Annotated in this window: 15 protein-coding genes; 6 read left to right on the top strand and 9 right to left on the bottom strand. The window is 71.8% G+C overall.

All coding sequences use genetic code 11. The features are described 5' to 3' along the window. Nucleotides 1-273: 273 nt before the first annotated feature. A complete protein-coding gene (locus ACGFWE_RS19350) occupies nt 274-1,254 on the bottom strand; it encodes an anti-sigma factor family protein (protein WP_393600553.1) in 981 nt (326 codons plus the stop codon). Next, nucleotides 1,251-1,949: an RNA polymerase sigma factor SigE gene (gene sigE, locus ACGFWE_RS19345; protein ID WP_037943029.1), complete on the bottom strand. Its 699-nt coding sequence runs from the start codon at nt 1,947-1,949 to the stop codon at nt 1,251-1,253. Before sigE ends, ACGFWE_RS19350 begins: the two co-directional genes overlap by 4 nt. A 235-nt stretch (nt 1,950-2,184) precedes the next feature. Here sigE and ACGFWE_RS19340 point away from each other — a divergent pair, with 235 nt between their 5' ends. Then, a complete protein-coding gene (locus ACGFWE_RS19340) occupies nt 2,185-2,883 on the top strand; it encodes an O-methyltransferase (protein WP_352390384.1) in 699 nt (232 codons plus the stop codon). Between the two features lie 111 nt (nt 2,884-2,994). Here the strand turns inward: ACGFWE_RS19340 and ACGFWE_RS19335 are convergent, their stop codons facing one another. Then, nucleotides 2,995-3,162 carry a DUF3117 domain-containing protein gene (locus ACGFWE_RS19335; RefSeq protein WP_003966491.1) on the bottom strand — a complete coding sequence of 56 codons (168 nt, stop codon included), beginning with the start codon at nt 3,160-3,162 and terminating at the stop codon, nt 2,995-2,997. A gap of 357 nt (nt 3,163-3,519) precedes the next feature. On the opposite strand from ACGFWE_RS19335, the gene ACGFWE_RS19330 reads away from it, so the two are divergent. Next, the gene (locus tag ACGFWE_RS19330; RefSeq protein ID WP_352390324.1) at nt 3,520-4,311 is read left to right on the top strand and encodes an enoyl-CoA hydratase-related protein; all 792 of its coding nucleotides are present in this window, start codon (nt 3,520-3,522) and stop codon (nt 4,309-4,311) included. Nucleotides 4,312-4,314: 3 nt separating this feature from the next. Here ACGFWE_RS19330 and ACGFWE_RS19325 read toward each other — a convergent pair whose 3' ends face one another. Next, nucleotides 4,315-4,893 (bottom strand): DNA-3-methyladenine glycosylase I, encoded by a 579-nt coding sequence (locus ACGFWE_RS19325; protein ID WP_352390325.1) that lies wholly within the window; start codon nt 4,891-4,893, stop codon nt 4,315-4,317. Continuing rightward, nucleotides 4,890-5,243 carry a DivIVA domain-containing protein gene (locus tag ACGFWE_RS19320; RefSeq protein WP_352390385.1) on the bottom strand — a complete coding sequence of 118 codons (354 nt, stop codon included), beginning with the start codon at nt 5,241-5,243 and terminating at the stop codon, nt 4,890-4,892. The genes ACGFWE_RS19325 and ACGFWE_RS19320 overlap by 4 nt, the downstream gene beginning before the upstream one ends. A 143-nt stretch (nt 5,244-5,386) precedes the next feature. On the opposite strand from ACGFWE_RS19320, the gene folP reads away from it, so the two are divergent. Continuing rightward, entirely contained in the window at nt 5,387-6,247 is an 861-nt protein-coding gene (gene folP / locus ACGFWE_RS19315) for a dihydropteroate synthase (RefSeq protein WP_352390326.1), read from the top strand. 40 nt (nt 6,248-6,287) lie between these two features. Here the strand turns inward: folP and ACGFWE_RS19310 are convergent, their stop codons facing one another. Both ACGFWE_RS19310 and dapE read right to left on the bottom strand, forming a co-directional pair. After that, nucleotides 6,288-7,046, bottom strand: coding sequence for a TIGR00730 family Rossman fold protein (locus ACGFWE_RS19310; RefSeq protein WP_057610047.1), 759 nt, complete (start codon nt 7,044-7,046; stop codon nt 6,288-6,290). A gap of 121 nt (nt 7,047-7,167) precedes the next feature. Next, nucleotides 7,168-8,247, bottom strand: coding sequence for a succinyl-diaminopimelate desuccinylase (gene dapE / locus ACGFWE_RS19305; protein ID WP_352390327.1), 1,080 nt, complete (start codon nt 8,245-8,247; stop codon nt 7,168-7,170). Nucleotides 8,248-8,331: 84 nt separating this feature from the next. On the opposite strand from dapE, the gene ACGFWE_RS19300 reads away from it, so the two are divergent. Together ACGFWE_RS19300 and ACGFWE_RS19295 are read left to right on the top strand one after the other, a co-directional pair. Continuing rightward, entirely contained in the window at nt 8,332-9,321 is a 990-nt protein-coding gene (locus ACGFWE_RS19300) for a heavy metal transporter (RefSeq protein WP_393600552.1), read from the top strand. A gap of 274 nt (nt 9,322-9,595) precedes the next feature. After that, nucleotides 9,596-10,051 carry an ATP-binding protein gene (locus ACGFWE_RS19295; RefSeq protein WP_352390329.1) on the top strand — a complete coding sequence of 152 codons (456 nt, stop codon included), beginning with the start codon at nt 9,596-9,598 and terminating at the stop codon, nt 10,049-10,051. Nucleotides 10,052-10,128: 77 nt separating this feature from the next. Here ACGFWE_RS19295 and ACGFWE_RS19290 read toward each other — a convergent pair whose 3' ends face one another. Both ACGFWE_RS19290 and fdxA read right to left on the bottom strand, forming a co-directional pair. Further along, complete coding sequence (locus ACGFWE_RS19290) at nt 10,129-11,223, bottom strand: bifunctional succinyldiaminopimelate transaminase/glutamate-prephenate aminotransferase (RefSeq protein ID WP_352390330.1); 1,095 nt, start codon at nt 11,221-11,223, stop codon at nt 10,129-10,131. A 121-nt stretch (nt 11,224-11,344) separates the two neighbouring features. Next, a complete protein-coding gene (gene fdxA, locus ACGFWE_RS19285) occupies nt 11,345-11,662 on the bottom strand; it encodes a ferredoxin (protein ID WP_007384503.1) in 318 nt (105 codons plus the stop codon). 140 nt (nt 11,663-11,802) lie between these two features. Here fdxA and ACGFWE_RS19280 point away from each other — a divergent pair, with 140 nt between their 5' ends. Beyond that, nucleotides 11,803-12,810, top strand: coding sequence for a GNAT family N-acetyltransferase (locus ACGFWE_RS19280; protein ID WP_352390331.1), 1,008 nt, complete (start codon nt 11,803-11,805; stop codon nt 12,808-12,810). Nucleotides 12,811-12,820 lie beyond the last annotated feature (10 nt).

Raw genomic sequence — 12,820 nt, 5'->3', positions numbered from 1 at the left:
GCCCTCGGTGGTCTGTGCGGTCTTCCGTGGTCCGGGCCGGGTCCACGGTACCTGGGGATCCCGTACGACGGGTACTGTCCCGGACGCTCCGAATGCGGGCGGGCACGCGGTTTTCCGGGTTGTTTGCCTTGTGGGACCGGGCTCGGGAGCGTCTCTGTGAGGTTTCAGTCAACCCGGAGAGCCCGGGCCCCGGCCCCCGTCCTCCGAGCAGGAAGGCACCGTCGGCCCCTGCCGGGGCGGTCCGGGTTCGTGCGCCGCCGGGCAGGGCGCCGGTCAGTGGGTGGCGCTGGGGGGCGTGGGCGCTGACGTGGAGGGGGGGACGGGTGCGGCGAGGAGACCGGCGGCGGTGAGGTCCGGGGTCGTGGACAAGGACGTCAGGGTGAGCGGCGGGGTGGCACTGAGCGGACGTATGAGAGGGGACATCGCGGCGGCACCGGCGACCACGGGCGCCGTAAGGGTGTGCAGCGCTGCCTCCCGCACCTGCGCGGGGATACCCGGCAGCAGTGGTGCGGACGCCGTGGTCGGGGCGACGGGGGTGTCACCCGGCATCCGCTGTCCCTGGGCCCGTCCCTGGTCCTGGTCCTGCGCGAGCAGCGAGCCCCCGCCACGGCGGCGCTGGTTGTCCGGCACCGCGGCTGCCGTGCCCGGTGCGCGCGCCGGGGTCACATTGCTGCCGGCCCCGCGGGCGTCGGTGTCGCCCGGTACGCCCGTGGTGACGCCGCCCAGCGCGATGGCGGCCAGCGAGACCGCCCCGGCGGCGACGACCGCGAACCGCATGCCGCGCGAGGCCGAGCGGTCGGCCTCGTGACGGCTGACGTCATGGATGCGGAAGCCCCGGCCGGTGGAGGGCGGGAGCACCGCGGCGTGCGGGCGGGCGGGGACGTAGTCGAACGCGAAGCGCTCGCCACGTCTTACGCCGAAGGCCCCGGTGGTGCCGGGTCGCCCCGACAGTCCGGCGAATCCTCCCCCGCCGAACGGCGAGCCGTCGCCGTCCTCCGGGTCACCTCCCGGCAGGCCCTGGAGGCGGGCCAGGAAGCTCTCGGAGGGCGGTGGCGGGGCGGCCTCCGCGAAGACGTTCTTCAGGCGGCGCTGGGCGTCCGCCTCCGCCTTGCACTTCGGGCAGGTGGCGAGATGCGCGAGGACACGCTCGCGCGTGGCATGACCGAGCTCGCCGTCCACCAGGGCGGCGAGCCGGTCCCCCAGATGCTGTTCCGCGAGGCTTCCCTCGCCGGGTTTGGGCAGTGATCCACTCACGCGGATGCACCCCCTCCCCCCAGCGCGGGGACCCGGGCCATGAAGGAGCGGCGCTCGGCGCGGGCCTCGGGCGAGCGGTGCGCGAGGGCCTTGCGCAGCTGGGAACGGCCGCGGTGGATCCGCGAGCGGACGGTGCCGAGCTTGACGCCCAGGGTCGCGGCGATCTCCTCGTACGACAGCCCTTCGATGTCGCACAGCACGACCGCGGCGCGGAACTCCGGCGCGAGGGTGTCGAGGGCCTGCTGGACGTCCGCGTCGAAGTGGGCGTCGTTGAAGACCTGCTGGGGCGACGGCTCACGGCTGGGCAGTCTCTCCGCCGCGTCCTCGCCGAGGGCGTCGAAGCGGATGCGCTGCTTGCGGCGGACCATGTCCAGGAAGAGGTTGGTGGTGATGCGGTGCAGCCAGCCCTCGAAGGTCCCCGGCGTGTACGTGGACAGTGAGCGGAAGACGCGGACGAAGACCTCCTGCGTGAGGTCCTCGGCGTCGTGCTGGTTACCGGTGAGGCGGTACGCGAGGCGGTAGACGCGCCCGCTGTGCGTGCTGACGATCTCCTCCCAGGTGGGCGGAGTCCACGCCTGCCCGTCCGCGTCGGTGGCAAAGGTCGCGGTCTGGGCGTAGTCGCCGGCGTGGCTGTGGTCAGCGGTGTCGTTCACGGATCTCGGCCTGCCCGCCGATCCGAGGAAGCGCCGCAGCACTCCCCCACGATCCTCAGGCGCGGCCGCACCTCCCCTGTCGGCTCTGGTTGTCTCCAGTGGAGCCCCTACCATAGCCACCTCGCCCGTTAGCTCCGGATAAGCGGTTTTACGAGAATTTGATCTGGGCTGATACCACTCGGTCCCCTGCGTCAGCAGTTGCTCGAGGGCCCGCTCGGCTTCGTGATCCAACTGTGTCCCCCCGGGTGCGTCTCCACCCCTCTAAACGCCCGGTCCCATCTGCGGGTTCCCGACGCCAACGGATACAGTCACGCCCAGGCAACCACGGGGCAAGGAGAGGGTCATTACCGGCAACCGGCAGACGAGCTGGGCGTTCGCCGACGCCTATGTCGCCGAGGACGAAGCACTGCGCTGGGCCCGTGACCGGGCCCGTGAGGCGGGGCTGCGCTCGGTGTCGCCCGGCACGGGCGCGGCGCTGCGGTTGCTGGCCGCCTCCGTGGACGCCAAAGCCGTCGCCGAGATCGGCACCGGGACCGGCGTGTCGGGCATTCATCTGCTGCACGGGATGCGCCCGGACGGGGTGCTGACCACCGTCGACCCCGAGCCGGAGCACCAGCAGTTCGCCCGCCAGGCGTTGCGCGCCTGTGGCTTCGCCAGCAACCGGGCCCGTTTCATCCCGGGCCGCGCCCTGGACGTCCTGCCCCGTCTCGCCGACGCCGGCTACGACCTCGTCTTCTGCGACGGTGACCGGCAGGAGGTCATGGACTATCTCGCTGAATCGTTGCGCCTGCTGCGGCCGGGTGGCCTGGTGGTCTTCGAGGGCGTCTTCGCCAACGGCCGCACGGTGGACTCGGGTCCCCAGCCGACGGAGGTGCTGCGCCTGCGGGAGCTGCTGCGGGCCGTACGCGAGAGCCAGGAGCTGCTGCCGTCGCTGCTGCCGGTGGGTGACGGACTGCTCTGCGCGGTCAAGCGGTAGAACTTCGAGCGAGTGAGGGCCGTACCGCCATTCGTGGCATCGCCCGGGCAGACCTCTGCCCCGGCACCTCAGGAGATGCCGGGGCAGCCGAAAGGGTATGGTCGCGTCCGCTCAGCCGACGACCTTCTTGAGGGCGTCGCCCAGGGCGTCGGCCTCGTCAGGGGTCAGCTCGACGACGAGCCGACCGCCGCCTTCGAGCGGAACGCGCATGACGATGCCCCGCCCCTCCTTGGTCACCTCGAGCGGGCCATCGCCCGTCCGCGGCTTCATGGCCGCCATGCTCGTTCCCCTTCCTGAAACCAGCTCATCGTCAAAGCCGACAGCCCTGGGAGGGCACGCGGGTCCAAGTGGGACACGCGCCACCGGCATCGAACACATTGCTTCCCAGCCATTATCCCGCATCTCAGGACCCGATGACCAACATCAGTCGGCATCGCTTGGGCAACGCGCGCGAGCAAAACCACTCAATTCGGCGAAGTGGCTGCGATACTCCGCCGCCGCGCGGATCCCGGCCGGCCATGAGCGCTCCTGAATTCTTTGACGCAGGTCACACGTCCGGTCCGGTCCTCGGACGACGATCTCCGCCATGCTGTCCTTCGGACATCGACGCAGTGGACACACCGGAGGGGATACGCCATGGCCGACACCGTGCTCTACGAGGTGCACGACGGGCTCGCGACGATCACGCTGAACCGGCCGGAGGCGATGAACGCACTGAACATCGCCACCAAGGTCGCGCTGCGGGAGGCCGTGGAGTCGGCGGCCTCGGACGACTCCGTGCGGGCCGTGCTGCTCACTGCCGCCGGGGAGCGGGCGTTCTGCGTGGGGCAGGACCTCAAGGAGCACATCGGGCTGCTCGCCGAGGGCTCGGCGAAGGTCATGAGCACGGTCAAGGAGCACTACAACCCGGTCGTGCGGGCGCTGACGGAGATGCCGAAGCCGGTGGTGGCCGGGGTGAACGGGGTCGCGGCGGGCGCCGGTTTCGGGCTCGCGCTCGCGGCGGACTACCGGGTGGCGGCGGACACGGCCGCGTTCAACACGTCGTTCGCGGGGGTGGCGCTGACCGCGGACTCCGGGATCTCGTGGACGCTGCCGCGCGTGGTGGGGCCGGGTCGCGCCGCCGACCTGCTGCTCTTCCCGCGGACCATGTCGGCCCGGGACGCGCACGACCTGGGGATCGTGAACCGTCTCGTGCCGTCCACCGACCTGCCCGCGGAGGCCGAGAAGGTGGCACGTGCCCTCGCCGAGGGGCCGACGGTGGCGTACGGCGCGATCAAGGAGTCCCTCGCGTACGCGCTGTCGCACACCTTGGCGGAGACGCTGGAGAAGGAGGACGAGCTGCAGACGCGGGCGGGGGCCTCCGAGGACCACGCGATCGCGGTGCGGGCCTTCGTGAACAAGGAGACGCCCGAGTACCTGGGCCGGTAGGGCTCAGCGGCCCCTCGCGACGCACGTCTCCAGGTGGTCGTCCACCAGTCCGCACGCCTGCATCAGCGCGTACGCCGTCGTCGGGCCCACGAAGCGCAGACCGCGCTTCTTCAGGGCCTTCGACAGGGCCGTCGACTCCGGGGTGACCGCGGGAACGTCCGCCAGGATCTTGGGGACCACGTGCGAGGTGGGCGCGTGGGACCAGATCAGCTCGTCCAGCTCGCCGGGGGCCCATTCGGCCAGCACGCGCGCGTTGGCCATCGTCGCGTCGATCTTGGCGCGGTTGCGGATGATTCCCGGGTCGAGGAGCAGGCGGTCGCGGTCGGCCTCGCCGAAGGCCGCCACCTTGGCGATCTCGAAGCCCGCGAAGGCGGCCCGGAAGCCCTCACGGCGGCGCAGGATGGTGATCCAGGACAGACCGGACTGGAAGGCCTCCAGGCTGAGGCGTTCGTAGAGGGCGTCGTCGCCGTGGACCGGGCGGCCCCACTCCTCGTCGTGGTACGTCACGTAGTCCGGCGTGGACAGGGCCCAGGGGCAGCGCGGCGCGCCGTCCGGGCCGGCCAGGGCGGTGCCGACGCTCACTGCTGCTCCCCGTGGCCGTGCTCCGGCTTGTGCAGGGCGACGTGGGCCGCGGCCCGGGCGCCGGCCAGCGCGGACTCCAGGTCGGCGATCCGGGCGTCCCGCTCGGCGAGTTCGGCGCCGAGGCGGCTGAGCGCGTCGTCGACGTCCGCCATGCGGTAGCCGCGGGCGGTCAGCGGGAAGCGCAGGCCGTCGATGTCGGCGCGGTTGACCGGTCGGTCCAGCGGCAGCGGGTCCTGGAGCCGCTCGGGGGCGACGTCGGGCAGCGGGCCGTCGCTGTCGCCGCCGCCCACCACGGCGAGCGTCACCGCGGCGACCACGACCGCGAGCGCGATGACCAGGAACAAGAACATAACCATCGCTGAGGTCCCCAGGGTCCCTGCCGGCGGCCGGCCACCGGCGTCGAATGTGTCAGGGTCCGATCGTGCCATGCGAGTCGGACAGTTAGGGTCGCAGGCGGCGGATGTGCAGGACGTACTAGGAGAGGTCACAGGCGATGCTCAGGCTGGGCAGGCGTGAATTCGACGCGCACGAGCCGGTGATCATGGCGATCGTGAACCGGACCCCGGACTCCTTCTACGACCAGGGCGCGACCTTCCGCGACGAGCCGGCCCTCGCGCGCGTGGAGCAGGCGGTGTCGGAGGGGGCTGCCATCGTCGACATCGGCGGGGTGAAGGCCGGCCCGGGCGAAGAGGTGACCGCGCAGGAGGAGGCGCGGCGGACGGTCGGCTTCGTGGCCGAGGTCCGGCGGCGCTTCCCCGACGTGATCATCAGCGTGGACACCTGGCGGGCGGAGGTCGGCGACGCGGTCTGCGAGGCGGGGGCCGACCTGCTGAACGACGCGTGGGGCGGCGTGGATCCGAGGCTCGCGGAGGTCGCGGCGCGCCACCGGGTGGGCCTGGTGTGCACGCACGCGGGCGGCTCGGAACCTCGCACCCGTCCGCACCGGGTGACGTACGACGACGTCATGGCCGACATCCTGCGGGTGACCGTGGGACTGGCCGAGCGGGCGGCGGGACTGGGCGTGCCGCGGGAGTCGATCATGATCGATCCCGGGCACGACTTCGGCAAGAACACCCGCCACAGCCTGGAGGCGACGCGACGGCTCGGGGAGATGACGCAGACCGGCTGGCCGGTGCTCGTGTCCCTCTCCAACAAGGACTTCGTCGGGGAGACGCTGGACCGGCCGGTGAAGGAGCGCCTGGTGGGCACCCTGGCGACGACGGCCGTGTCGGCGTGGCTCGGGGCACAGGTGTACCGGGTGCACGAGGTGGCGGAGACGCGGCAGGTGCTCGACATGGTCGCGTCGATCGCGGGACACCGGCCTCCGGCGGTGGCCCGCAGGGGGCTGGCCTAGGACCGGGGGCGCAACCCCCGGTCCTGGCCGGTGCGCACGGCTAGCGGCCCGCCTCCTTGGACACGAGCGCCACCGCCTCGTCCACGTCGTCCGTCACGTGGAACAGCAGCAGGTCCTTCTCCGACGCCTTGCCCTGGGCGATCAGGGTGTTCTTGAGCCAGTCGACGAGGCCGCCCCAGTACTCGCTGCCGAAGAGCACGATCGGGAAGCGGGTGACCTTCTGGGTCTGGACGAGGGTCAGGGCCTCGAAGAGTTCGTCGAGGGTGCCGAGTCCGCCCGGCAGGACCACGAAACCCTGCGCGTACTTCACGAACATCATCTTGCGGACGAAGAAGTAGCGGAAGTTGAGCCCGATGTCGACGTAGGGGTTGAGGCCCTGCTCGAAGGGGAGCTCGATGCCGAGGCCGACGGAGGTGCCGTTGGCCTCGCAGGCGCCCTTGTTGGCCGCCTCCATGGCGCCGGGGCCGCCGCCGGTGATCACGGCGAAGCCCGCCTCCACCAGGCCCCTGCCGAGCCGCACGCCCGCCTCGTACTCCGGAGAGTCCGCAGGCGTCCGCGCGGAGCCGAACACGCTGATGGCGGGCGGGAGTTCGGCGAGCGTGCCGAAGCCCTCGATGAACTCCGACTGGATGCGCAGGACGCGCCAGGGGTCGGTGTGGACCCAGTCCGAGGGGCCGCCCGCGTCCAGCAGGCGCTGGTCGGTGGTGCTCGCCGTGACCTGTCCCCGCCTGCGGAGGACAGGTCCCAGGCGCTGCTCCTCCGGCGGCTGCTTCTTGCCCTCGGGGTTCCCGGTAGCCATGTGCGCTCCCTCCGCTTGCCTGGTCTTTCCATCTCAGCGTAGATCTACGCGGGTTACGGAGGGGGGACGTCCGCGTGTCCGCCATGAAGCGCCACGGGGCGCAACCGCGCGGGAGGCGTCCTCAGGACGTCAGCCACGCCCTCAGCTTCTCCTCCGCCTGCGGGATCAGCGACGCCTTCACCCGCTCGTCCACCTTGTGCGCGAGCAGCGGCTGACCGGGGCTGTAGTTGACCGCGGGCACGCCCAGCGCGCTGAAGCGGGACACGTCCGTCCAGCCGAACTTGGGGCGGGCGACACCGCCGACCGCGGCCATGAAGGCCTGGGCGACGGGGTGGGTGAGGCCGGGGCGGGCCCCGCCGGTGTGGTCGTCGACGATGAACTCGTCGACCCCGCAGTCCGCGAAGAAGTCCCGCACGAAGGCCTCCGCCTCGGCCTCGCTGCGGTCCGGCGCGTAACGGAAGTTGACCGTCAGCGTGCAGGAGTCGGGGATGACGTTCGTGGCCACGCCGCCCTCGACCCGTACGGCGTTGAGCCCCTCGTGGAACTCCAGGCCGTCCACCACCGGCTTGCGCGGCTCGTAGGCGGCCAGCTTCGCGAGGGCGGGAGCGGCCTTGTGGATCGCGTTGGACCCCATCCACGCGCGCGCGGAGTGCGCACGCTCTCCCTTGAACGTCAGCAGCACCCGCAGGGTTCCCTGGCAGCCGCCCTCGACCTGGTTGTCCGTGGGCTCCAGCAGGACCGCGAAGTCGCCCTCCAGCCACTCGGGGTGGGCCTCGGCCACATGCCCCAGACCGTTGAGGTGGGCCGCGACCTCTTCGTTGTCGTAGAAGATGAAGGTGAGGTCACGGTTGGGCTCGGGGACCGTCGCCGCGATACGCAGCTGGACCGCCACCCCGGACTTCATGTCGCAGGTGCCGCAGCCCCACAGGTAGCCCTCGTCGTCGAGGCGGGAGGGGACGTTGCCCGCGATGGGAACGGTGTCGATGTGGCCGGCGAGGATGACGCGTTCCGGGCGGCCGAGGTTCGTGCGCGCGACGACGTTGTTGCCGTGGCGCTCGACCGTCAGGTGCGGCAGGGCGCGCAGGGCGCTCTCGATCGCGTCCGCGAGGGGCTTCTCGGTGCCGCTCTCGGAGGGGAAGTCGACGAGCTGCGCGGTGAGCTGAGCTGCGTCCAGCGAAAGGTCAAGAGGGGTGTCGGCCATGCTCCCGACCCTAACGCCCCGCTGTCCGCGCCCACTGTCCACATCCGGCGCAGAGGTCTCAGTACTCTCCAGTATCTTGTCCGGATGCCAGAGCCGTTGCCCCCTACTCGCAAACGCCGTGGCCGTCTCCTCCGCTTCGGGGCGGCCCTCGTGGTCCTGTGCGCGGTCGCCGGTTACCTCGTGGTGCAGTACGTCACCGGAGGCAGCGACGGGCCGAGCTGCAAAGTCGTCTCCGGCAGCGCGGACGGGCCGTCGTACGAGTTCACGCCCGAGCAGGCGGTGAACGCGGCGACGATCACCGCGGTCGGCACCGGGCGCGGGTTGCCGGAGCGGGCCGTGGCCATCGCGCTCGCCACCGCGATCCAGGAGTCGGGGCTGCGCAACATCACGCACGGCGACCGTGACTCCCTCGGGCTGTTCCAGCAGCGGCCCTCGATGGGCTGGGGCACTCCGAAGGAGATCCTGGACCCGACGTACGCGGCGGGCGAGTTCTACAAGCACCTGGTCAAGGTGCGGGGCTACCAGGACCTTCCGCTGACCGTCGCCGCCCAGCGCGTGCAGCGCAGTGGTTATCCGGAGGCGTACGCCAAGCACGAGCCGGACGCCGAGCTGCTGGCCGCCGCCCTCACCGGCACCTCGGCGGCCACCCTCACCTGTGACGGCCGCCAGGACACCACCCAGGCCGCCCGGGCCGCCGACACGGGCACCCAGGCCCCCGCCACGGGCCCCGACGCGGTGCGGTCGGCCCTCGTTCGGGACTTCGGGCGCGACGCGCTGGAGACGACCGCCGCGGAGGTGGGCGGCAAGGCGGCGCCGAGCCCGACGCCGACCACCACCGACGCGCGCACCGTGACCCTCCCCGTGCGTGCGGACACCGACCCGAAGTCCGGCCGCAGCCTCGGGGAACGCGGCTGGCAGCTCGCCCACTGGGCGGTCGCCAACTCCTCGGCCCTGCACATCGAACGGGTCTCCTACGCCGGACGGCAGTGGACGGCCGGGAGCACCGACAGCCAGTGGCGTACCGCGGGCGGCGAAGGCGGTACCGGCTCGGTGCGGATACTGACGGCACGGTAGTTCGGACGATCACCCGGAAGGGTCATGTCCGGCCGCCGCCGGAGCGGGTGTGCGCAGGTTTTCGCCATCTCACCCCCGTATCCGCGAAATCCCTTGTGATCACAGGGCTGCGAGGATTCGGCGGACTTTCAGACCGGAAGCTTTTTGCCCGTTTTTATCCGCAGGTGATAATGCGACGCATTGCCAACTCTTTACGTTGCGCGTCCGCAACCTTCGTCGGCTTCGAGCGGTAGTCACGGCGTCCTAGCAACGTTTCCTCCGTCGAAGGAGCAACATGTCCCTCCCCCTGACCCGCAGGATCGCCCGTGCCGCGCTGCTCGTCGCTGCCGGAGCGGCCGCCGGGGTCGGTGCGGCCGGCTCCGCCAGTGCGGCCCCCGCCGCGCTGCCCGCCACTCCGAACCTCGGCGGGCTGACCGCTCTGGACGGGGCGCACGTCGGCAACACGGTGGACGGCACGGCGCAGAACCTGACCGGGACCGCGGGCAAGACCGGTGGCAAGGCCGTCGAGAAGGCGGTGCCGTCCGCGGGCAAGGCCGGCGGCAAGGCCGTGAAGAAGGCGACGCCGGTCGCGCAGAAGACGGCGGGCGAGGCCGCGGGCTCCGCCGGTGGCGTCCTCGGCGACACCGCGTCCACGGCGACGAAGGGCGGCCTGCCGACCGACTCCCTCGGAAAGGGCGGCGGCCTGCCGTCGGCGGACACCCTGCCGGTCAAGAGCCTCCCCATCGGCTAGTACCCAGCGCACGGCGAAGGGGCCCGGGGAATCCCCCGGGCCCCTTCGCCGTGTCCGGTCGTCGTGTCCGGAGCGAGTCACGCCAGTCGCTCGACCGCCGCCCGCACCCGCTCGTCCGTCGCCGTCAGCGCGACCCGTACGAACCTCTCGCCGGCCGTGCCGTAGAAGTCGCCCGGGGCCACCAGGATGCCCAGGTCGGCCAGGTGGGCCACCGTGGACCAGCAGGACTCGTCCCTGGTCGCCCACAGGTAGAGGCTGGCCTCGCTGTGCTCGATGCGGAAGCCGTGGTTCACGAGGGCCTCGCGGAGCAGCGCCCTGCGCGCCGTGTAGCGCTCGCGCTGTTCGCGGACGTGGGTGTCGTCGCCCAGGGCCGCCACCACCGCGGCCTGGGTGGGCGCCGGGGTCATCATGCCGCCGTGCTTGCGGATCTCCAGGAGGGGCGCGAGGACCGCCGGGTCGCCCGCGAGGAAGGCCGCTCGGTAGCCCGCGAGGTTCGACCGCTTCGACAGCGAGTGGACGGCCACGAGGCCGTCGTAGGAGCCGCCGTTGACGTCCGGGTGCAGGACGGAGACCGGGTCGGCCTCCCAGCCCAGCTCCAGGTAGCACTCGTCGGAGAAGACCAGGATGCCGTGGGACCGGGCCCAGGCGACGATCCTCGTCAGCTCGTCCTTCGACAGCACCTTGCCGGTCGGGTTGGACGGGGAGTTGAGCCACAGGAGCTTCAGGCCCGCCGGGTCCAGCTCGGTGGGGTCGTCGTAGACCTCGTACTCGGCGCGGGCCAGGCGCGCGCCGACCTCGTACGTCGGGTAGGCCAGGCGCGGGTACGCGACCCGGTCGCCGGGACCGAGGCCCAGCTGGGTGGGGAGCCAGGCGACGAGTTCCTTGGAACCGACGATCGGCAGGACGTGGCGGTGGGTGACCTCGCGGGCGCCCAGACGCCGCTCGACCCAGCCGGTGATCGCGTCGCGCAGGGCCGGGGTGCCCCAGACCGTCGGGTAGCCCGGGGAGTCCGCCGCGTCGATCAGGGCCTTCTGCACGAGATCGGGGACCGGGTCGACCGGGGTGCCGACCGACAGGTCGACGATGCCTCCGGGGTGCGCGGCGGCCGTCTTCTTGTACGGCTCCAGCTTGTCCCAGGGGAAGGTGGGAAGGCGGTCGGAGACTGCGGACACGGCTTTCGGGCTCACTTTCGGGTCGTACGGCAAACGCCTCGGCCCCGTACGGCCACGATCGGAGGCGATCAGGCCGTACGGGACCGAGGCGGCACGAGGTGCGGGCCGCTGAAGCGGACGGCTAGGCCTGCGGCGGCAGCGCGGCGATGAACGGGTGGTCCCGCTCGATCAGACCCAGCTTGCTGGCGCCGCCGGGCGAGCCGAGCTCGTCGAAGAACTCGACGTTCGCCTTGTAGTAGTCCTTCCACTCGTCCGGAGTGTCGTCCTCGTAGAAGATCGCCTCGACCGGGCAGACCGGCTCACAGGCACCACAGTCGACGCATTCGTCCGGGTGGATGTACAAGGACCGGGAGCCCTCGTAGATGCAGTCGACCGGGCACTCCTCGATGCAGGCCTTGTCCTTCACGTCGACACAAGGCTGCGCGATGACGTAGGTCACGCTGTCGTTCCTCCTCCATTGGGCGCTGGCGGGCCTCCTCAGGCTCCGCCGCCTGGCGCGCGGGAGCGCGGCGTCGTCGATGCCCGCCCCTAGTATCTCCGTTCTTGGGCACGATCCGAACAGGAGGGGTGAACTGACCTGTGGAAATCTCCGCCGCGGGACGTCTCGTCGTCCGTATCTCCGCCGCTGACGTGGGCAAACGGGTCTCCGTACGGTGCCTGGACGAAACCGCCGACACCGGGGAGAAGTTCACCGACACGGTCGGTGTTCTCACATCATGGGACGACGGTGTGCTGCTGATCACGCGCCGGGACGGCCGGAGCGTCCGTATCGCGGAATCCGCGCTGGTCGCGGGCAAGATCGTGCCCGCCGAGCCGGCCCGCCGCCGGGGCCCGGCCGCCTCCTACGAGGAGCTGGCCCGGATCACCGCGCGCGGCTGGCGGCCCGTCGAGAGCGAGTGGCTCGGCGAGTGGGAGCTGCGTGCTGCCTCCGGTTTCACCCGCCGCGCCAACTCCGTCCTGCCGCTCGGCGACCCCGGCCTGCCGCTCGACGAGGCGCTGGCCGCCGTACGCCGGTGGTACGGCGACCGCGGTCTGCCGGCGTACGTCCAGACCGCGACAGGCGCCGCGGGCACCCAGGAGGTGCTGTGTGCGGAGTTGGAGGCGCGCGGGTGGACGCGGGAGGTGACGGCGGAGCTGTGGACCGGGGCACTGGCGCCGGTCGCGGACCTTACGGAGGCCGGGGAGGTCGTGCTGTCCCGGGAGGCCGACGCCGACTGGCTGGCGCGCTATCAGCGCAAGGGGGTGAGCGAGGTGGCCCTGCGCGTCCTGGGAAGCGGGCCGTCGGTGTGGTTCGCCACCGTCCCCGGCGAGGAAGCGCCGGCCGCGATCGGACGGTGTGTCGTGGACGGCCGGTGGGCCGGGTTCGCCGCGGTCGAGGTGGATCCCGCGCTACGGCGACGGGGGCTGGCCTCGACCGTGATGGCGGCGCTGGCCCAGCGCGCCCTCGAAGAGGGGGCGTCGGCCGCCTGGCTCCAGGTCGAGTCGGACAACGCCGGTGCGCGGGCCCTGTACGACCGGATGGGGTTCGCCGCGCACCACGCCTACCACCACTACCGCGAACCGGACGTCTCCGGCGGGACGCGGTAGCGATCGCCGC

The sequence above is a fragment of the Streptomyces sp. NPDC048523 genome (assembly GCF_043199815.1).
In the GTDB taxonomy this organism is placed as follows: domain Bacteria; phylum Actinomycetota; class Actinomycetes; order Streptomycetales; family Streptomycetaceae; genus Streptomyces.
Note: the sequence above shows the minus strand (reverse complement) of the source record. Positions and strands in the feature narration are given on the sequence as shown.

What these genes read in the sequence shown, in the direction of transcription:
- folP (WP_352390326.1), top strand. Translation starts at nt 5,387, where the DNA reads ATGCTCAGGCTGGGCAGGCGTGAATTCGACGCGCACGAGCCGGTGATC.
- ACGFWE_RS19330 (WP_352390324.1), top strand. Translation starts at nt 3,520, where the DNA reads ATGGCCGACACCGTGCTCTACGAGGTGCACGACGGGCTCGCGACGATC.
- ACGFWE_RS19295 (WP_352390329.1), top strand. Translation starts at nt 9,596, where the DNA reads ATGTCCCTCCCCCTGACCCGCAGGATCGCCCGTGCCGCGCTGCTCGTC.
- ACGFWE_RS19320 (WP_352390385.1), bottom strand. Translation starts at nt 5,243, where the DNA reads ATGTTCTTGTTCCTGGTCATCGCGCTCGCGGTCGTGGTCGCCGCGGTG.
- ACGFWE_RS19335 (WP_003966491.1), bottom strand. Translation starts at nt 3,162, where the DNA reads ATGGCGGCCATGAAGCCGCGGACGGGCGATGGCCCGCTCGAGGTGACC.
- ACGFWE_RS19310 (WP_057610047.1), bottom strand. Translation starts at nt 7,046, where the DNA reads ATGGCTACCGGGAACCCCGAGGGCAAGAAGCAGCCGCCGGAGGAGCAG.
- ACGFWE_RS19300 (WP_393600552.1), top strand. Translation starts at nt 8,332, where the DNA reads ATGCCAGAGCCGTTGCCCCCTACTCGCAAACGCCGTGGCCGTCTCCTC.
- dapE (WP_352390327.1), bottom strand. Translation starts at nt 8,247, where the DNA reads ATGGCCGACACCCCTCTTGACCTTTCGCTGGACGCAGCTCAGCTCACC.